The sequence below is a fragment of the Mesorhizobium sp. M0018 genome, from assembly GCF_040323955.1.
Taxonomy (GTDB): domain Bacteria; phylum Pseudomonadota; class Alphaproteobacteria; order Rhizobiales; family Rhizobiaceae; genus Mesorhizobium.
This window is the reverse complement of the sequence record NZ_JAMYVL010000002.1, coordinates 403,840-423,976: the sequence shown is the minus strand read 5'-3', so window position 1 is coordinate 423,976 and position 20,137 is coordinate 403,840. Positions and strand designations below refer to the sequence as shown.

14 protein-coding genes and 1 tRNA gene are annotated in these 20,137 nt (G+C 63.3%); 4 read left to right on the top strand and 11 right to left on the bottom strand.

All coding sequences use genetic code 11. The features are described 5' to 3' along the window. Positions 1-59 precede the first annotated feature (59 nt). The 3 genes from NKJ81_RS04310 to NKJ81_RS04300 form a co-directional block, all read right to left on the bottom strand. Positions 60-3,746, bottom strand: a complete 3,687-nt coding sequence (locus tag NKJ81_RS04310; protein WP_352539738.1) for an SPOR domain-containing protein — start codon at positions 3,744-3,746, stop codon at positions 60-62. 103 nt (positions 3,747-3,849) lie between these two features. Next, a complete protein-coding gene (gene argS, locus NKJ81_RS04305) occupies positions 3,850-5,607 on the bottom strand; it encodes an arginine--tRNA ligase (protein WP_352539737.1) in 1,758 nt (585 codons plus the stop codon). Positions 5,608-5,668: 61 nt separating this feature from the next. Then, positions 5,669-6,883 (bottom strand): deoxyguanosinetriphosphate triphosphohydrolase, encoded by a 1,215-nt coding sequence (locus NKJ81_RS04300; protein ID WP_352539736.1) that lies wholly within the window; start codon positions 6,881-6,883, stop codon positions 5,669-5,671. Between the two features lie 73 nt (positions 6,884-6,956). Here NKJ81_RS04300 and erpA point away from each other — a divergent pair, with 73 nt between their 5' ends. The 4 genes from erpA to NKJ81_RS04280 all read left to right on the top strand — a co-directional run bounded on the left by erpA (position 6,957) and on the right by NKJ81_RS04280 (position 8,916). Next, a complete protein-coding gene (gene erpA, locus NKJ81_RS04295) occupies positions 6,957-7,304 on the top strand; it encodes an iron-sulfur cluster insertion protein ErpA (protein ID WP_352539735.1) in 348 nt (115 codons plus the stop codon). A 2-nt stretch (positions 7,305-7,306) separates the two neighbouring features. Next, entirely contained in the window at positions 7,307-7,696 is a 390-nt protein-coding gene (locus tag NKJ81_RS04290; RefSeq protein WP_352539734.1) for a VOC family protein, read from the top strand. Between the two features lie 30 nt (positions 7,697-7,726). Then, a complete protein-coding gene (gene xth, locus NKJ81_RS04285; protein ID WP_352500877.1) occupies positions 7,727-8,521 on the top strand; it encodes an exodeoxyribonuclease III in 795 nt (264 codons plus the stop codon). Between the two features lie 77 nt (positions 8,522-8,598). Then, the gene (locus NKJ81_RS04280; protein ID WP_023678938.1) at positions 8,599-8,916 is read left to right on the top strand and encodes a hypothetical protein; all 318 of its coding nucleotides are present in this window, start codon (positions 8,599-8,601) and stop codon (positions 8,914-8,916) included. 24 nt (positions 8,917-8,940) lie between these two features. On the opposite strand, the gene NKJ81_RS04275 is transcribed toward NKJ81_RS04280, so the two are convergent. From NKJ81_RS04275 to NKJ81_RS04240, 8 genes are all read right to left on the bottom strand, one after another. After that, positions 8,941-9,777 carry a tetratricopeptide repeat protein gene (locus NKJ81_RS04275; RefSeq protein WP_023678939.1) on the bottom strand — a complete coding sequence of 279 codons (837 nt, stop codon included), beginning with the start codon at positions 9,775-9,777 and terminating at the stop codon, positions 8,941-8,943. Beyond that, complete coding sequence (ilvD, locus tag NKJ81_RS04270) at positions 9,764-11,488, bottom strand: dihydroxy-acid dehydratase (RefSeq protein ID WP_352539733.1); 1,725 nt, start codon at positions 11,486-11,488, stop codon at positions 9,764-9,766. The genes NKJ81_RS04275 and ilvD overlap by 14 nt, the downstream gene beginning before the upstream one ends. 280 nt (positions 11,489-11,768) lie before the next feature. Continuing rightward, positions 11,769-12,989: an OmpP1/FadL family transporter gene (locus NKJ81_RS04265; RefSeq protein WP_352539732.1), complete on the bottom strand. Its 1,221-nt coding sequence runs from the start codon at positions 12,987-12,989 to the stop codon at positions 11,769-11,771. A gap of 460 nt (positions 12,990-13,449) precedes the next feature. Continuing rightward, positions 13,450-16,233: a valine--tRNA ligase gene (locus NKJ81_RS04260; protein WP_352539731.1), complete on the bottom strand. Its 2,784-nt coding sequence runs from the start codon at positions 16,231-16,233 to the stop codon at positions 13,450-13,452. Between the two features lie 392 nt (positions 16,234-16,625). Continuing rightward, positions 16,626-17,486, bottom strand: a complete 861-nt coding sequence (locus NKJ81_RS04255; RefSeq protein WP_352539730.1) for a DUF2497 domain-containing protein — start codon at positions 17,484-17,486, stop codon at positions 16,626-16,628. 199 nt (positions 17,487-17,685) lie between these two features. Further along, positions 17,686-19,077 (bottom strand): TolC family outer membrane protein, encoded by a 1,392-nt coding sequence (locus tag NKJ81_RS04250; protein WP_352470406.1) that lies wholly within the window; start codon positions 19,075-19,077, stop codon positions 17,686-17,688. 187 nt (positions 19,078-19,264) lie between these two features. Further along, entirely contained in the window at positions 19,265-19,933 is a 669-nt protein-coding gene (locus NKJ81_RS04245; RefSeq protein WP_352539729.1) for a protein-L-isoaspartate O-methyltransferase family protein, read from the bottom strand. An 89-nt stretch (positions 19,934-20,022) separates the two neighbouring features. Then, positions 20,023-20,096: transfer RNA gene (locus NKJ81_RS04240), tRNA-Cys, on the bottom strand. Positions 20,097-20,137: the final 41 nt, after the last annotated feature.

The window sequence follows — 20,137 nt, the reverse complement described above, 5'->3', positions numbered from 1 at the left end:
GGTTTCCGTTCACGCAAAAAAGCCGGCGCGGACGCCGGCTTTTCGAGAGGTTTTGGTGCCTAGTGGGACACGAAGCAATTGCCGCCGGCAGCCTTGTAGCTGGTGCACAGTTTGATCGCCTCGTTGCGAGACTGCGCCGGAACGCGGACGCGGTAGAAGGTGCCCTTGCCGGCAATCTCGGCCTTGACGATGTTGGCGGTGCGGCCGGAAAGCACGCTGCCGTAGCGGCGCTGCAGATCCTGGTAAGTCGCCTGGGCGCTTTCGACTGTCGGCTGCGAAGCGATCTGTATCGACCACGAACCAGCCCCGGCCGCGGCCGGATCGATGGAAGCGACCTGATCGGGCTTGACCTCGCCGACCACGTCGACCGGCTGGTCGGACGGGCGCTGCGGCGCCACCGGAACCGTGGCCGGGGTGCTGGCGGACTGCTTGCTGGCTGACGGCTTGGCTTCAGCCTTTGTGTCGGGCTTGGGCGCCGGCTGCAGCTTGGAGGTTTCGGCCTGATCGCCGCTCGCCTGATCGCCGCTCGCCTGATCGCCACTCGGCTGGTCGCCAATCTTCGGATCACTTGTGATTTGGTCGATCAGGGGCACGGTGCCGGTCTGCGCGGCGGCGTCGGCCTGGGCCGACGGAGCGACGTGCTGCGGCGCCGGATCGGCCGGCTCGGCAGCAGCCATCTGCGGGGCGGCAGGCGCCGGATCCTCGCGCGCCACCAGCGAACCGTCAGGTTTCACGACCATGGTCCGTACCTTGCGCGGCGCAACGGCGACGATCTCGGGGGTTGCACCCTTCTCGGCCTCCTGCAGAACCTGCGCGATGCGATCCTCGGACTTGGGCGCCGGTGCGGCGGCGGTTTCGGCAGCGCCAGCCGCACTGGCGCCAAGCGTGCTGGAGTCAGACGCGCTGGTGCCGGGCGCATTGGTGCCAGCCCCGTCGGTGTCGGACGCCGCGGTGCCGGGCGCGTCGATATCGTCCGCGGCATCGGGGTCATTGGGCGAAAGATCGACGACGCGGCTCTCCGGTTCGTTGGCCTTCAGGTCCACAGGCTCTTCGGTGTTGGTGACCAGCTTCTGCTGAACCGGCTCGGCGGGCTTGGTGCCCTTGACCACAGCGTCATAAACCTTGTTGTCCTGGTTCGGCACGACGGTGCCGCCTGGATTTTCCGGCTTGATCTTGATCGGCCTGTTGTCGGCCTTGACGATAACCGGCGCATCGCCGCCGCTCTTGCCGCCGAGGGTCAACGCAAAGGCGCCAAGGCCTCCGGCAATCGCCACGGCGCCGACCACCGCTCCTATCAGCAGCCCGCGCCTGCGCGGCTGCCTTTCGGCCCCGCGTTCGGCAAGGCCCGGAACCGACATCTCCTCGTCCAGTTCGGGATCGTAGTCGAGCTCATCGAAGGTGAAATCGTCGGCCTGCGAAACCGGCTGGCCACCGGGCAATGGGCCCAGATCGAAACCGTCCGCTGCATCGGCATAGGAAGCAGCCGCCGCGCTGACGGGGGCTTCCGCAGGCTTGGCGCCATAGGCGCGCGTCTCGCTACGATCTTGCTTGTAGCCAGACGCGAAGCCGGCATCGTATTCATCGTCATAGCCAGCACTGCGCACCGGGGCAGGCGCTATATCCGTTGCATTCATTTCGGTGAGAAGGCTGGCAAAATCGGCATCGAGATCGTCGTAGGCGGGCGCCACCGGCTCGTCATCGTCGAAGTTGAGCTCCGGAATGTCGAGATCGTCCGCCAGCGCCACGACGCGCTCGGGCACGTCGACCGTCTCGACATCGGGCATCTCGTCATAGGCGGAAGGCTGTTGACGCGAAGTTGGTGCAGCTTCCGTGTAGGCGGGCCGATCTTCATAGGACGGCCTCTCTTCACGGGATGCCTGGCTTTCATAGGACGGCCTCTCTTCGACCGGTGCGGCCCGATAGGACGGCGTTGCAGCCGGCTGCGGCGGTGGTGCCGAACGCGCCGAAGCCATCGGCTGGCTTGCAAAAGCGGGCTGAGGCTGTGCGACCGGTGTCACGCGGCTCCACGAGCGGGCCGGCTCGGGCGGTGTGGCGCGTGTCGTCAGCCAGTTCAGCGCATCGAGCGGGTCTTCCTCGGCAGCAGCTGCCGCACTCTTGTCGGCCGAGTCATGATCCAGGCCGATATTCCTGGCGAAGTCGGCATCGAGTGCATCGCTGTCGAGATCATCCGCGGGTCCGGCAGCGGCTTCAACAGCGAAATCCTCGCCTTCAAGCTCATCGAGGAGGACACTGCCAAGATCGGCGTCATCGGCGGCACTGGACTGCTGCGGCTCAGCGGGCTCGTGCTCGTCGAGTTCCCAATCCAGCTCGTCGACAGCATGCACCGGTTCGTTGGCGACGTCTTTGACCGCCGCCATTGGCTGTTCAGCGGCCACTGCTGGCTTCTGAATTACCGGCGCGATAGGCTGCTGAACAGCCATCACGGGCTTCTGGGCAGGCTGCTGGGCAGTCTGCGGGCTTGTCTGAGGTTCGTTGACCGCTTGTGCCGGCCGTGTGCTCATCGCACCGAGCAGCGCGTTCAGTTCGTCTTCCAGGCTGCGTTCCTCAGCCACTGGGGCCGTCGGGACGACAGCGGCCGGCGCCGCTGGTTCGGCCGCAACCTGCGCCACGGGTTCTTCGGCTTCCTCGGCAGGCGCATCGTCGAAGCTCAGATCGAAATCGTCGTCGAACGCCGCTTCAGCGGCCGTGCCGGAAAGCCGGGCGGCCTCTGGCTCTTCGATCGACTGCTCTTCGATAAACTCTGGTTCTTCGATTTCGGCAGGCCCGTCCGAGCGAACGTCGAAGTCCATGTCGACATCGGCCATGGCATCATCGAAATGGCCGGCAAGATCCTCATCGGCCGAAACCGCCTCAACCGGCGATGCCGGGGCGGCGACGTTTTCCGCCGGCTCATGCTCATCGAACATCAGCTCGTCTTCGAGCGAACTTGCCACGGCATCGTCGAACTCGTCATCGAACGCAGGCGCGGCCGCTTGCGCAGCGGTTTCAACGGCGACGGTCTGCTCCATCGGCTCATGCTCTTCGAGCATCATCTCGTCTTCGAGCGAGCTTGCAACGGCATCGTCGAACTCATCGTCGAAGGCGGGCTCGTCGACCGGCTCGATCGCCTCGGCTGCGGCCCTGGGTTCATCCTCACCGGTCACCGCGATCTTGGCCGTCACATCGTCGTCGTGCCGAAAATCCTGGTCGAGCGAGGCGGCAAGTTTGTCGTCACTCGAAAGGTCGTCCTCGAATGGCGACACGTCTTCGAGCGAGCCGGCGACGGCGTTATCGAAATCGTCGTCGAGCTCCGGCTCGACGGCGGGAGCGAACGCCCTTTCGGGGGCGGAGGCAATTTCGTCGGCGGCAACAGAAGTGGCTGCAACAGGAGCAGCATCATCCGCCGCACTGTCGTTGAACGCGAAATCCTGTTCGAACGAGGCAGCAAGCGCGTCCTCCATTTCGTCGGCGGCGGCCGGTTCGGGTGTCGGCTCGCGAAGCTTGGCAGGGGAAGCATTGTTATTGGCGTCGGCGCCGAATTCGCCCATCAACTCCTTCTCGAGATCGATCTCGAAATCGCCCTCGTCCAGCGACGGTTCGGCGGCAGCGGTTTTCGGCTGGGCCGGCGTTTGCGGTTTGACCGGCTGGCGCGGGTCGAACCCCATGATCCTGGTCAGTTCCGCGAACGGATCATCGTTGGCGATGTCGTTGTGGTCGGCTGCTCTCAGCTGGGTTCTGTCTGCCATTATTGTTCCCGAACTCGCACTCATTCGGACGCCATGGACGTCGCGTAGGGTTGGCCCTTACCAGCGCAATGTGGGCAAAAGGTGACAGGTTTTTTACTCAAACCTAACGCATTTCGGTGGGCGCATTGGCTCCGATCAGCGTCAGGCCGGACGTCAAAACGTCCGAAACAGCCTGCACCAGCCCTAGTCTGGCATGCGTCAATTGTCGGTCGTTAACCTTAACAAAACGTAAGTCGGGATTATCGGTGCCCCGGTTCCAGTGTCCGTGGAAGCTGGAAGCGAGTTCGTAAAGGTAAAATGCCAGCCGGTGGGGCTCGAGCGCGAGCGCCGCGGCTTCGATCAGCCGAGGATATTCGGCGAGCTTCCTGATCAGGCCGATCTCGCCCTCGTCGGTCAGCAAAGCCACTTCGGCGGCCAGCTGGTTGCGGTCGAACATGGCCTCGCCCAATTGCTCGCTCGCCTGCCGGAACACCGAATGGCAGCGCGCCGAGGCGTACTGCACGTAGAACACCGGATTGTCCTTCGACTGCTCGGTCACCTTGGCGAAATCGAAGTCGAGCGGCGCGTCGTTCTTGCGGTAGAGCATCATGAAGCGGATCGGGTCGCGGCCAACCTCCTCGACCACTTCGCGCAAGGTCACGAACTCGCCGGACCGCTTCGACATGCGCACCGGCTCGCCGGCGCGAAACAGCCTGACCAGCTGGCAAAGCAGCACGGTAAGCTTGACCTCGTCCCCGGCAATCGCCCGGGCAAGCGCTTCCAGCCGCTTCACGTAGCCGCCATGATCGGCGCCAAGCACATAGATCAGGTCGACGAAACCGCGATCGACCTTGTCCTTGAGGTAGGCGACATCGGCGGCGAAATAGGTAAAGGTGCCGTCCGACTTGACCAGCGCCCGGTCCATGTCGTCGCCGACCGCGGTCGAGCGGAACAGCGTCTGCTCGCGGTCCTCCCAGTCGTCCGGCTTCTCGCCCTTGGGCGGCGGCAGCTTGCCCTTGTAGATGTGGCCCTTCAGCGTCAGGTCGCTGATCGCCGAGCGGATCTTCTTGGCATTGTTGGCATGCAGCGTCCGCTCGGAGAAGAAGACGTCGTGATGCACGTTGAGCAGCGCCAGATCCTCGCGGATCATCGCCATCATCGCATCGATCGTCCTGTCCTTGACGATGGCAAGCGCCTCTTCGTCCGGCATCTGCAGCAGGGAGCGGCCGAATTCGCTGGCCAGCGCCTGACCAACGGGGATCAGATAGTCGCCTGGATAAAGCCCGGCCGGAATGTCGCCGATCTCATCGCCGAGCGCTTCGCGGTAGCGCAGCATGACTGAGCGTCCGAGCACGTCGATCTGCGAACCGGCATCGTTGATGACGTATTCCTTGGTCACGTCGTAACCGGCGAAGGCCATCAGATTGGCCAGCGCGTCGCCGACCACAGCACCCCGGCAATGGCCGACATGCATCGGGCCGGTCGGGTTGGCCGAGACATACTCGACATTGGTTTTCTTGCCGCCGCCGACAGTCGAGCGGCCGTAATTGCGGCCTTCGCCGAGCAGCGCCGTCAGATGCGCCTGCCAGAAGCCGTCCTTGAGCCTGAGATTGACGAAGCCCGGGCCGGCGATCTCGGCGGCCGCGATATCCTCGTCGGCGCGCAGCGCCTCGGCCAGCCTTTCGGCCAGCGCACGCGGGCTCTGGCCGGTCGGCTTGGCCAACACCATGGCAGCGTTGGTCGCGAGGTCGCCATGGCTGGCATCGCGCGGCGGCTCGACGGCGATGCGCGACAGGTCCGGCGACGCGCCATCCTTGTCTTTCAAATCAAGCGCTTCGACGGCCTTTATGATTCGCGCGTTGAAATCGGCGAAGATGTTCATTGCTATGGCTCTGACGGTTTTGCATGGATCCGGCGCGTTGGCCGGCAAAATCGCGCCCGCCCTAGCTCAAATCCGGCGTATGGTCAAACAAACGCCTGTGTTCCTTGAGCGCATAAGTGTCCGTCATGCCGGCCAGGAAATCGGCAACACTGCGCGCCTTGACGCGGTCCTCTGCCCGGTCGAGCCCTTCGCGCCAGCCATCCGGCATGGCGCGCGGATCGGCGAAATAGACGTCGAACAGGTCCCTGACGATCTGGTCGGCATCGGCGCGCACCCGCATGACCTCCGCATGCCGGTAGAGGTGCTTGTAGAGAAAGGCCTTCAGCTCCTTTTCCGATACGGCCGTCTCGGCGGAGAAGCTCACCATCGTCTCGCCGGCCGCCCTTACCGCTTCGGCGCTGTCGGGCTGGATGCGCGCCAGATTGGCCGTCGTCGAGACGATCACGTCCTCGACCATGATGGTGATCTGCCGGCGCATCAGCTCGTGGCCGGTGCGTACGTCATCGAGCGCCGGATAGCGCTGACGCACGCCCTTGAGGATCGACCCCGGCAGCGAGACGCCCTCCAGCATATCGAGCGTCAACAGCCCTGCCCTCAAGCCGTCATCGATGTCGTGGGTGTTGTAGGCAATGTCGTCGGCAATCGCCGCGCACTGCGCCTCGATACCGGCGAAGCGGTCGAGCTCGAGGTCGTGCAGTTCGGAATAGTCGCGGATAGCCTGCGGCACCGGCCCCTTCAGCCCTTTCCCCTTGGCATCGGTCAGCGGGCCATTGTGCTTGACCAGCCCCTCCAGCGTTTCCCAGGTGAGGTTCAGCCCATCGAACTCGGCATAGCGCCGCTCCAGCCGCGTCACCACACGCAGCGACTGCGCATTGTGGTCGAAGCCGCCCCAGGCGGCCATCTTCTCATTCAGCGCGTCCTCGCCGGTATGGCCGAAGGGCGTGTGGCCGAAGTCGTGCACCAGGGCCACCGCCTCGGCCAGGTCCTCGTCGCCGCGCAGCGCCCGCGCCAGAGCGCGTGCGATTTGCGCCACCTCGATCGAATGCGTCAGCCTCGTGCGGTAATGGTCGCCTTCGTGCGCGACGAACACTTGCGTCTTGTGCTTCAGCCGGCGGAACGCCGTCGAATGGATGATGCGGTCGCGGTCGCGCTGGAACGGCGTGCGCGTCGGGCTTTCCACCTCGTCGAACAGCCGCCCGCGCGACTTCGCCGGGTCGCTGGCATAGGCCGCGCGCGGCCGATAGCCGAATCCGATGTCGCCCAACTCGTTGGTCATAGCGTATGCCGCAGTTGACTTGCCCCGTCGCGCTTCATACCTATCATACAAAACCGAAAGCAAGGTGACGCCCATGGGCGCTGATGCCAAGACCGCCATGAAAGTCGAGATGACCGACGCCGCCGCCAGGCGGATCGCCAAGATTGTGGCGAGCGAAGCCGGCAAGACGGCGCTGCGCGTTTCGGTCGAGGGCGGCGGCTGTTCCGGCTTCTCCTACAAGTTCGACCTGGTCGATGGGCGCAATGACGACGACGTCGCCATCGAGAAGGACGGCGCCACCGTGCTGATCGACGACCTGTCGCTGGTCTATATGGGCGGCTCGGTGATCGATTTCGTCGACGATCTGATGGGCCAGTCGTTCCAGATCAGAAACCCCAATGCGGTCGCCTCCTGCGGCTGCGGCACCAGCTTCTCGATCTAGAAATGCCCGACATCGGCGCGGTCCGTCAGGTCGCGCTTTCCGCCGGGCGCGACCTCGATGCGACGCTGGCGTTCTGGTGCGAGGTGCTCGGCATGAATCTGCATGCGCGTTTCGATCCGCCGGGCATCGCCTTCATCATGGCCGGTGACGTGCGCCTGCTTTTCACCGACGGCCTGCCTGCCGGCACCGTCTATCTCGACATATCGGGCCTCGACGAGTTCCACGCTTCGGCAAGGGCCGCGGGTGTTCCCTTCACCGCGCCGCCGGCGCTCGTCCATCGCGACACCGAAGGCCTGTTCGGCCAGGCGGGGGAAAGCGAATGGATGGCCTTCCTAAAGGACCCGGCAGGCAATACGATCGGCCTTGTCGAACGTCATCCACCGGATCGCTAGTCTCCGGACCACCAGCCTATCGAGGCCGTCATGAAAATCGTCACCTGGAACATCAACGGCGTTCGCGCCCGCATCGGCAATTTGACCCATTGGCTGACGGAAAGCGCGCCCGACATCGCCTGCCTGCAGGAGATCAAGACGGTCGACGAGCAGTTTCCCCGCGCCGAGATCGAGGCGCTCGGCTACAATGTCGAGACTTACGGCCAAAAAGGCTTCAACGGCGTCGCCATCCTGTCGAAGCTGCGTTTCGACGAGGTCAATCGCGGTTTGCCGGGCGACGATGCCGACGAGCAGGCGCGTTTCATCGAGGGCGTGTTCTCGACCGACAAGGGCGCCTTGCGCGTTGCCTCGATCTATCTGCCGAACGGCAACCCGATCGACGACGAGAAGAAGTTCTCCTACAAGCTTTCCTGGATGGCGCGACTTGAGCGCTGGGCCGAGGAGCGGCTTGCTCTGGAAGAGCCGCTGGTCCTGGCCGGCGACTACAATGTCATTCCCGAGCCGATCGACGCGAAGTATCCGGAAAACTGGCTAAGCGATGCACTGTTCCAGCCCGCGACGCGGCAAGCGTTCCGGCGGCTGAAGAATCTCGGCTTCACCGAAGCCGTGCGTGCCGTCACCGACGCCTCGGACATTTTTACGTTCTGGGACTATCAGGCCGGCGCCTGGCAGAAGAACAACGGCATCCGCATTGACCACCTGCTTCTGTCGCCCGAAGCCGCCAACTGGTTTTCCTCGGCTTCGATCGAAAAACAGGTGCGCGCCTGGGAAAAACCCTCCGACCACGTGCCGGTGGCGATCGATCTGGCGCTGCAGCCGGCCTGACCGGAGCTGCTGTCCGGCGGCACATTGATAAGTTGACCTCTTATCGCCACAAATCGCGCGCTTAATGAGAAATCATCATGGTGGCTGGGGTTCCCATGACTACTCGATTTGCACTTTGCCCGATCGGCTGCGCGCTTGCGATGGCGGTGGCGACGCCGGCTTTTGCCGATGCAGAGTGCCTGGCTAACGGCAAATCATTCCAGATCGGCCGGGTCGCCTGCCTGACGCTTGCCGGCCAAAGCTACCTCGCCCGTTGCGAGATGGTGCTCAACAACACATCCTGGACAAAGCAGCGGGATGGCTGCCCGGAGAACACGCTGGCCCCACATCTGCAGGGCACGCCGATCTCAACACCGGCGCCCAGCGGCATGCCGGCGGAACCGACCGACAATTGATCTCAAAACGGAAATTCTGCCGACCTATTGGTCGCCGCCACCCTTGGTGAGGATGTCGTCGGCCAGCGAGATCGCGGTGCGGCGGTCGGCTTCGCCGGCGGCCGCAAACGCTTCTTCCTGCATGCCGCGGATCCATGGCTGGTCGGCGGGTGAGGCCCGTTCGAGCGCCGCGGTCATCATCGCCAGCCCCCGCACGATCTTGCCGCTTTGGAAAAGCAGGTTGCCGAGCGTCGCCTGCGCGCCCGCATGGCCCTTTTCGGCCGCCAGCTGGAACCAGCGTCCGGCCTGCTTGACGCTGGCCTTGACGCCGCCCTCACCCTTGAGGAACATCTGGCCCATCTCGAACTGGGCGTTCGGGTTGCGGTAGTTGGCGGCGGCACGCATGTAATATTCCTGGGCCGCCACCTCGTTCTCCTCGACGGGGCTGCCGGGAATGCCCTTCCTCAGATAGTCGCCGAGCGCCACCAGCGCGTCCGAAACATAGCTTTCCTCGGGCGAACCGGGCTCGACATCCTGGTCGACGATCTCGCTGAAGAACTTGAACGCCGCGTAGTCGTCTCGCGCCACGCCATCGCCTTCGGCATACATGCGCGCAAGCTTCCAGGTGGCGCCGATCTGGCCGTTCTCGGCGGCATATTTATAGGCTTCCGCGGCCTGCTCCTTATGGCCGTTCTTGTAGGCGGAAAAGCCGAACTGGAACACCGCCCACGGGCTCGACTGCGGCTTCACGCCGGTCTTGTCGTCGAACACCTTGTCGTCGAAGGCCATGGCCTGGCCGACGGCGCCCAAGGTCGCGCCAAACGTGGCGAGCGCAACCAGTGCCGAAAGGACAGACGACCTCAACAACTCAGATGTCCGCATAGCAGTGTGTTTCTTTGGCACCGCCGGGATGGGTGACCGCGCCGTCGCGGGCAGGTCCGACCGTCTGTGCGTATTTCCAGATCGCGCCCGACTGATAGTCGGTCGTGCGCGCCTTCCATGCTTTTGCCCTCGCCGCCAGTTCGGCTTTGGACAATGCAACCTCGATCGTGCCGTTCACCGCATCGATCGAGATCAAGTCGCCATCCCTAAGCAGCCCGATCGGGCCGCCCACTGCCGCTTCCGGCCCGACATGGCCGATGCAAAAACCGCGCGTTGCGCCCGAAAAACGCCCGTCGGTGATGAGCGCCACCTTGCCGCCCATGCCCTGGCCGTAGAGAGCCGCCGTCGTCGACAGCATTTCGCGCATGCCCGGGCCGCCGCGCGGACCCTCGTAACGGATGACGAGAACCTCGCCTTCGCTATAGTTGCGATGCGTAACCGCTTCGAAACATTCCTCTTCCGAATCGAAGCAGCGTGCCGGACCCGAGAATTTGAGCTCCGCCATACCTGCGACCTTCACGATCGCGCCTTCGGGGGCAAGGTTACCCTTCAAGCCCACGACCCCGCCGGTCTGGGTAATCGGCCTGTTGGCGGGACGGACCACATCCTGGCTGTCATTCCAGGAAACATGTTCCATATTTTCGGCCAAAGTGCGGCCGGTCACCGTCAGGCAATCGCCATGAAGATAGCCATGGTCGAGCAGCGTCTTCATCAACAGCGGAATGCCGCCGGCCTCGAACATGTCCTTGGCGACGTATTTGCCGCCCGGCTTGAGGTCGGCGATATAGGGTGTTTTCTCGAATATCTTGGCCACGTCGAAAAGATCGAACTTTATCCCGGCCTCGTGCGCGATCGCCGGCAGATGCAGCGCCGCGTTGGTCGAGCCGCCGGTGGCCGAGACCACGGTCGCGGCATTTTCCAACGCTTCTATAGTAACGATGTCGCGCGGGCGGATGTTCCTTGCGATCAGCTCCATGATCTTTTCGCCGGAAGCGAAATTGAAGCGGTCTCGCATCTCGTAGGGTGCCGGCGCGCCGCAGGAATAGGGCAGCGCCAGGCCGATCGCCTCAGCGACGGTGGCCATGGTATTGGCGGTGAACTGGGCGCCGCAGGAGCCGGCCGACGGACAGGCGGCTTGCTCGATCTCGAGCAGCTCGGCGTCGCCGATCGTGCCGACCGAATGCTGGCCGACCGCCTCGAACACGTCCTGCACGGTGATCTGCCGGCCACGGTAGCTGCCGGGCAGTATCGAGCCGCCATAGATGAAGATCGACGGTACGTTGAGGCGCACCATGGCCATCATCATGCCGGGCAGCGACTTGTCGCAACCGGCCAATCCAACCAGCGCATCGTAGCAATGGCCGCGCATGGTGAGCTCGACCGAGTCGGCGATGACCTCGCGCGACACCAGCGACGACTTCATGCCCTGATGACCCATGGCGATGCCGTCGGTGACGGTGATGGTGCAGAATTCGCGTGGCGTGCCGTTGGCGGCCGCCACGCCCTTCTTGACCACTTGCGCCTGGCGCATCAGCGAGATGTTGCAGGGCGCGGCCTCGTTCCAGCAGCTGGCGACACCGACCAGAGGCTGCGCGATCTCGGCCGCCGACAGCCCCATTGCATAAAGGTAGGAGCGATGCGGCGCCCGCTCGGGACCAACGGTCACGTGGCGGCTCGGCAGCTTGGCCTTGGAGATCGCTCTGGCGTCCATACTCGTCCTTGCCGCGGGCGGTGCGGCCTGCCTCTTCGCCTAGCCTTTTGGCGCATGTCCCGAGACAGGTTCGAGGTGCGCCGGGTTTATGGCGGGAAATAGGCAATGTTCTCGGGCGGCCGGGCGACGCGAGGGTTGTTCAGAAACTGTTGCCAAAACGTCACAATTATCGGAGCGAACATCATGGGGGGCAATTTGTTGCATTGGCCGAATGCCGGATGACGCACCGAACAAAACGGCCGGGCAGCGCCCGGCCGTTTTGTCGTTTAAAATTCAATAGTTAGAACTTGATCTTGACGGAAGCCGAACCAGCGAGAAGCAGGTCGTTGCCGTAGGTGTAGGTAACGGCATTTGCCACGTCGCCGACACCGCTGAAAGTCGATGACCCGCTCGTCAGCACACCGATCGAGCCGCCGAGCCTGACCTCGACCTGGTCGTTCGGCGAATAGGAGACGCCGCTGGCGACGGCCCAGGTATCCGACTGATAGCCGGAGGTCGTCGAGGTGCCGCGATCCCAGGTCAGCGAAACCACGCCCGACAATTGATCGGTGAACTTGTGCCCGATACCGCCCGTGACCGTCCAGCCGTCGCGATAAAGCAGGTCGAATGAAACGGGCGAGGGCAAACCGGTTACCGGACTGTGCACGCCATTGATGGCAATGACGCCAAGCTTGCTCCACTCCTGCCAGCGGATGGAACCAAAGGCCAGCCAGCCAGGAGCTATGCCGCTCTGCAGCTTGAATTCCAGAGCCTGAGGTATCTCAGCCGACGCCGAGACTGGGTACACGCCGGTAGAGCCGGGAATCAGATCCGCTGGAAAGGCGCCCCTGAAGCCGGTCGTGTCGACGGTTCCCGACAGCCCGTCATATTTGTAGCTCGAAGAGTACATCAGGCTGGCGCGCAGAGCGATCTCGGGGATCTCATAGGCTGCGCCCGCACGCCAACCCCATGCCTCGTCGGATAGCTTGAAGACACCGAGGCCGGTATTGCCGAAGGCGAGCAGTGTCTGACGGGAAAGAAACGCGTCTACCTGCTGGTAGGAGACACCGCCGATGAATCGTATGGCGCCCTTGCCGACGTTCACCTTATAGGAGCAGGTGAGACCGAAATCGTCTGTGTCGACGGCGTATTTGACCGCTGTCGGCGAATAGGCGTTGTTCATGCCGAAATTCGCGTCCGCACCATACGGTCTCGTATAGGTGGCAAGACAGTCTACGGGCTCAAAGATGTTGGCCTTGATGCCGACATGCGGCACCGCATAATCGCCACCAACGTCCACCGCCGATGTCGACAAACCCGAGCCATCGAGACGCTGCACATTCTTGAGTTTGCGCTGTGGCGAAACATAGGTGACGCCTGCGTCGAACGAATATGGCGCCGCGTCGAACAGCTGGTCGATGTTGACGCCGCCCCGGTCAAAGCCCCCGGCTTGCACCGTCCCAGCCAAAGCCAGCGAAAAAGCCCCCGCGCCCAGCAGCACTTTGAGACGCGAATAACACATGAATCTCCTCCCCGAAATGTCCTTGCATCAAGCTAGAACCAATTCAGGTTAACGGCGCAACAACGAATTCGCCGTGCGTACATGTACAGCTTGGCTGAACGCATTTCCGACAAGGTGTCGGCCTTGTTGCCGAGGCGGGAAAATGGCCGCCACAATACAGATCGACGAGAAAACTCGGGAAAACCCTCTAAATCACTGCAGAACAGGGCATTTTGCGTGCCCAGTCAGCCATTGTTACATTATGGCAACAATGGGGCAAAAACATTCAGTTTGCCTCAAGATTTACGCTGCGGAATGCCCGTTTTCGTGGCAGGCGGCCTGTCTGGAAGGCAGATTCGTGACCGGCGAATCTATTGCGGCCAGCAGGCCCAATTTGTTTGATCAGCCGGCCCAATCTGTTCGATCAACTTGTTTGATCAGCCGGCCCAATCTGTTCGATCAACCGGCCCAATCTATTCGATCAACCGGCATCGCGCACCCGCGCCAATGCCACCGAAAGCTTCTCTTGCGCCTCGCGATATTCGGCGAGTTTTTCACGCTCGGCCTCCACCACCTCTTCCGGCGCGTTGGCGACGAATTTCTCGTTGGACAGCTTCTTGTAGAGCCGCGCTATTTCCTCGGTCACCTTCGCAAGCTCCTTGTGCAGGCGCGCTGCCTCGGCGGCAAGGTCGATCAGGCTGCCGAGCGGCAGGCAGATCGTCGCCTCGTTGACGACGATCTGGGCGGATCCCCTGGGTGGCGCCTCGGCGAGCGAGATGTCGCCGACCCGCGCCAGACGCTTGATGGCCGAGTCCTGACGCTCGAGCCTTTCGCGTGTCGTTTCGTTGGCGCCGATCACCACGAGCGGTGCGATAGCCGCCGGCGGCACGTTCATCTCCGAACGCACCGAGCGGATGCCGGAGACAAGGTCGACCAGCCAGTTGATATCGGCGGCGGCCGCCTCGTCCTCGAAGTCGGGCGACGGCCATGCCGCATGACAAAGCAGCGATTGCCGTTGCCTGCCCTCGCCGGCGGTTTCGGCCCACAGTTCCTCGGTCATGAACGGCATCATCGGATGCAGCAGCTTGTAGATCTCGTCGAGTACGAAGGCGACGCAGGCCCTGCTCTCGGCCTTGGCGGCCTCGTCGGTGCCCATGAACACCGGCTTCAGCAGTTCCAGGTACCAGTCGCAGAACTGGTTCCAGACGAAGCGGTAGGCGGCACCCGCCGCCTCGTTGAAGCGGTATGAGGTGATGCCGTCCGTTATGTCGCGCGCGGCTCGCGTCAGCTCCGTCAGGATCCAGCGGTTGACCGCCAGCTTGGCGTCCTGCAGCCAGAAATCGTCGTCGCGCGCCACTTCGTTCATCTCGGCGAAGCGCGTCGCGTTCCACAGCTTGGTGCCGAAATTGCGATAACCGGCAATGCGCGCCGGATCGAGCTTAACGTCGCGGCCTTGCGCTGCCATCACAGTCAAGGTGAAGCGCAGCGCATCGGCGCCGTATTCGTCGATGAGCTCGAGCGGATCGATGACGTTGCCTTTCGACTTCGACATCTTCTGCCCGTTCTTGTCACGAACCAGCGCGTGGACATAGACCGTATGGAACGGCTCCTGGTCCATGAAATGCAGGCCCATCATCATCATGCGGGCGACCCAGAAGAAGATGATATCGAAACCAGTCACCAGCACGTCGGTCGGGTAATAGGTCTTCAGCTCCGGCGTCTGGTCCGGCCAGCCAAGCGTCGAGAACGGCCACAGCGCCGACGAGAACCATGTGTCGAGCACGTCCTCGTCGCGGGTCAGGATCTCGCCAGGCTGGAAATTCTCGAGCTTGTCCTCGACCCAGGCCTTCCACGGCCCTTCCAGCGCCAGATAGTATTCGACGGCGGCACCGAGCGCCTCTTCCTCGGTCTTTTCGACAAAGACATGCCCGTCCGGCCCGTACCAGGCCGGGATCTGGTGGCCCCACCAGAGCTGGCGCGAAATGCACCAGGGCTGGATGTTTTCCATCCAGTCGAAATAGGTCTTTTCCCAGTTTTTGGGCACGAAATTGGTACGGCCCTCGCGCACCGAGGCGATCGCCGGCTTGGCCAGTTCCGCCGCATTGACATACCACTGGTCGGTCAGAAACGGCTCGATCGGCACGCCGCCGCGGTCGCCGTGCGGCACCGTGTGGCGATGCGGCTCGACCTTCTCGAGAAAGCCGCCCGCCTGCATCAGCTCGACGATCTTCCTGCGCGCATCGAAACGGTCGAGGCCGTCGAGGCTGTCCCAGACGGCCTGGCGCTCCGGCGTCACGTCCAGTCCGGCGAGAAAGTCCTCATTGTCCTTGAGGCTCACCGCCGCATTGACGGTGAGGATGTTGACCGCCGGCAGCCGGTGGCGCTTGCCGACCTCGAAATCATTGAAGTCATGCGCCGGCGTGATCTTGACCGCACCACTGCCTTTTTCGGGATCGGAATACTCGTCCGCCACCACCGGGATCCTGCGGCCGACGATCGGCAGGATGAGGTTCTTGCCGACAAGATGCCGGAAACGCTCGTCGTCGGGGTGGACGGCGACAGCCGTATCACCCAGCATCGTCTCCGGGCGGGTCGTCGCAACGGTAATGAAGGTCTTCGGATTTTCCGGATCGAAGGTCATGCCTTCGACCGGATAGCGGAAGTGCCAGAGGTTGCCGTTGACTTCCTGCTGCTCGACCTCGAGATCCGAGATGGCGGTCAACAGCTTCGGGTCCCAGTTCACAAGGCGCTTGTCCTTGTAGATCAGCCCTTCCTTGTAGAGCGTCACGAACACTTCGAGCACGGCCTTGGACAGGCCCTCGTCCATGGTGAAGCGCTCCCGGCTCCAGTCGGCCGAGGCCCCGAGCCGCTTCAGCTGGTTGAGGATGGCGCCGCCGGATTCGGCCTTCCATTCCCACACCTTGTCGATGAACTCATCTCGGGTCAGGTCGCGGCGGTGGATCTGCTTCTCCATCAGCTGGCGCTCGACCACCATCTGCGTGGCGATGCCGGCATGGTCCATTCCCGGCTGCCACAAGACGTTCTTGCCGCGCATGCGCTCGAAGCGGACCAGAATGTCCTGCAGCGTGTTATTGAGCGCGTGGCCCATATGCAGCGAGCCGGTGACGTTCGGCGGCGGGATGACGATGGTGAAGGCTTCAGCCCCCTCCTCGGCCCCGGCGCCGGCCCGAAACGCGTCGGCCTCTTCCCAGATCCTGGCAATCTTCGGCTCGACGGCTTTGGCGTCGTAGGTCTTTTCGAGCATGGGAAAACGGTCCGCGCTGTCCGGAATTTGTGGTCCGGTGTAAATCGGAAGGTTGTTGCCAAGTCAACCGCAAGGGCGGCATGGCCAATAGATAGCGCCGGGATGGTTCGGTGCAACTCGCGGGACTGAATGTTGCAAGGCAATCGCTTCAGGTTTGCGCTGACTGTGCGAATGCCGCTGCCGGGCATTTCTCCCCGTATAGTGACGGGGAGAAAAACGCCTGCACTGAAGCTTTCGCCAGTCACGAACGTTGCGGAAAAGGCGCCTAAATTGCGGTCAACCCCTTCTCCCCGTCACTATACGGGGAGAAGGTGCCGGCAGGCGGATGAGGGGCAGCGCCGACTTCGACAATTCGCCGGTCGAGCGCCGCCCATTGGCGGCTCTCCGAATTGCTACTGCGCGCCGCGCGCGACGCGCTCGATTTCCTCGCGCACCAGCCGCTCGACCAGCGTCGGCAGGTTGTTGTCCAGCCAGTCCTGCAGCATCGGCCGCAGCATCTCCTCGGCCATCTCGTCGAAGGTCTTCTTGCTGCGGCTGGCAAACGCGTCCGAAAGTTCACCGAAGGCGGCGGCAACCTGCCGGCCCGCATGCTCCGAAAGGATCGCCGGCCGAAGGGACGGCGCCTCGCTGACCGCCGGACGCGCCAATCCGATTTTCGAAGATTCCGGGCCGATTTTCGAAGGTTCCGGGCCGCTTTCCGAAGGCTCCGGCCCAATTTCCGAAGGCTCCGGCACAGGTTCAGCAGTCGCCTCGTTCTCGAAAACCTCGGCTTTCGGCTCGGCGTCCGGCGTCCGGCGTGGCTCGGCGCGCTCCGGCTTGGCCATCGCGTCGCCGACCGCCGCGATCTCGCGCCGCCAATCGGCGATGATGGTGTCGGTCGTCTCGGCAGCCTTGGCTGTCGCAGGCCGATCCGGCTTTGCGGGAGCGGTGTTCACCTCAGCCGGCGTAACCGCTGCCTTTTCCGGGCCGGCGCGCAGCGGCGTTTCCAGGGGCTCAATGACCGGCGCGGCCGTTGGCTGCACCTCGGCGCGCGTGGCCGGCTTGGCGATCTCCAGCCCGCCGCGCAGTTCGGAGCGGAACGCATCCCCCTCCGCTGCCCGTCCGGCTGCCGGCGCCGGTTGCAGATCCTGGCGCAGCTCGTCGGCGTCGCCCGGCTGCTTGCGGCCGGTATCGCTGTCCTCGATGATCCTTCTGATGGAAGCTAGTATTTCTTCCATGGAAGGTTCGCGCTGTACGCTGCTTGCCGTCGCCATCGTCACATCCGCCGCCCTTGTGACTCGTTCCCAGATTTCCTGTCCGGCAATGCCGGATTCGAATCATGGCAACAGCGTAACCGACGGAACGGCTTGCGAGAATCCCCAATCTGGCGACATCTCGGATTTCAACAGATTAGGGTCGGGAGTTGAAAGCCCGCGCGTCGTTCGAGCGCGGGCTGAAAACACGGCCTGGCGATCAGCGGCCGTCCGGCGTGCGCAGACCGATCCACTTGTCCTTGACGGCGTTGTAATGCTCTTCGGGCCTGTACTTCGTCACGTTGAGCGCAAGGCGGTCTGCCGACAAATGGCCAACCGCCGAGAGGATGGCATAGCTCGCCACCACCACGTCGCGTTCGGCGCTGACAAGATTGATCTTGGCGGTGATGAGGGTCGCCTGCGCGTTGAGCACGTCGAGCGTGGTGCGCTGGCCGACATTGCGCTCTTCGATGACGCCGTTCAGGGCAAGCTGCGCGGCGGCGACCACCTGCCGGTTGGCCGTGACGCTTTGCTGCGCGGCGGTGTATTGCGACCATGCCGAGGTCACCGCCTGGCGCACGGTGTCGCGGCTGACATCGACCTCGATACGGGCCTGGCTAAGTGATTCCTTTGATTGGCGAACCAATGCCGAGGTCCGGCCGCCGGAATAGATCGGTATCGTCAATGTCGCACCGATGTTCGCCGAATTGGTTACGCCATCCTGTGTCGAGGAGAGCGAGCCGGGCGCGGTGCCGCGATAGGCGCTCGAAACACCCGCCGACGCCGAGAGTTGCGGCAGCAGCGCGCCTTCGGCAGACTTCACCGAAAACGCCGCCGCGTCGACCAGATGCGCGGTGGCGAGGATGGCCGGATGCTCGGCCGATGCGATCGCGATCGCTGCATCGAGGCTCGACGGCAACAGCTTCGACACCGGCGAAGCCGGCCTGAGCCTGCCCGGCTCGTCGCCGACGATCTGGCGATAGGTCGCGGCGCTTGCCAGCGCCGTGGCGCGGGCGGCGCTCAACTGCGCCACCGCGGAGGCACGCTGGGCGTCGGCTTGCGCGACGTCGGTGCGCGTACCTTCGCCGACCTCGAAGCGCGAACGCGCCGCACGCGCCTGCTCGGTCAGGAATTGCAGGTTCTGTTCGGTCAGCACGGCGACCTGACGGTCGCGGATAACATCCATATAGGCGCTTGCCGCGTTGAAAAGAGTGTTTTCTTCGGCGTTGCGCAGGCTTTCGAACGAAGCGCGGACCCGCGATTCGGCGGCCGCCACATTGTTCCTGGTCTGAAAACCGTCAAACAGCGTCTGGTCGATCTCGACGCCGAAGTTGCCGGTGGTCAACGAGATGTTTCGGTGCAACAGGTTGCTGTGGCTGGCGGTATAATCAATACTTCCGGAACCGGTGATGGTCGGGCGCCAGCCGGATTTGGCGATGGCAACGCCCTCGTCGGTGACGCGAACGCCGGCGCGTGAAGAATTGAGAGAGGAATTGTTCTGATAGGCCTTTGAAAGTGCCCCGAGAATGGTTTCGGCCGAGGCGGCCATTGGAGAAAGCGCGGTCGCCGAAACGAGGACAGCGGTAAAAAGCAACTTGCGTACAGACGGCACGTTATATTCCCTCATTCGTTTTGCACGGGAACTGCGCCACGCTGGCTTCTCCTTCTGATCAGCCGGCGCCGCGTTTTTTATCGTTCCCCCGCTGAAAGCCCCCAAGAAACACCCGGTTATGCAGATCAGCAACGATTGTTCAAACGCAAGCGATCATGACAGCGCCTTCGCTGCAAGGCAAAATCACTCAGAATTCGAAGGCGGGAATGCGTTCGAATCCCGGTAGTGGCTTAATTGCCGCATTAAATGCGCGTCTTCCCGTTACAACCCCTCCAGTCTTAAAAAAAAGCCGGGCTACGCCCGAATTGCCCTGCCCCTCCACGGCGACGAGTCGGCCGCCTTCGGCAAGCTGGTCGAACAGCGCCGCCGGCACCTCGCCGACGCTGCCGCCGATCAGGATGACGTCGTAAGGCGCCTTATCTGCGTGGCCTTGCGGCAGCGGCCCGTGGACCACGGTGGCATTGCCGCAACCGAGTGCCGCAAGCGTCGAAGTGGCGGTCTCGGCCAGCGCCGCATCGCTTTCCAGCGCCACCACGGACCTTGCCAGCCGCGACAGGATCGCCGCCGCATAGCCGGTGCCGCAGCCGACATCGAGTGCCGAATCGCTTGGGCCGATATCGGCCAGCTGCATCAGCTTGGCCAATGGCGACGGTTCCATCAGATAGCGCGGACCGTCGGCCGTATCGGCGATGCGGATGTCCTCGTCGATATAGGCAAGGTCACGCTGGCCGGCGCCGACAAAGGCCTCGCGCGGCACGACAAGCATCGCCTCGAGCAGCGGTGCGCTGGTCACGTCGGTGGTGCGGATCTGGCCGTCGACCATCTTCACCCGGCGTTCGGCAAAATCAGCGCTCATGTTCCAACCATCCGCTTGCCGCGCAAAGGCCGCGGCTGTTTCGACCGGAACTGAAGCCCCCTGACGCTGACGCGCGGGAGCTCGGGCATTGGAGGCCTCGCCCGGAATCGAACCGGGGTGCAAGGATTTGCAGTCCTCTGCGTAACCACTCCGCCACGAGGCCTCATTGCTCCCGGCGTTCCACCCGGCTCCAATAGGTTGCGG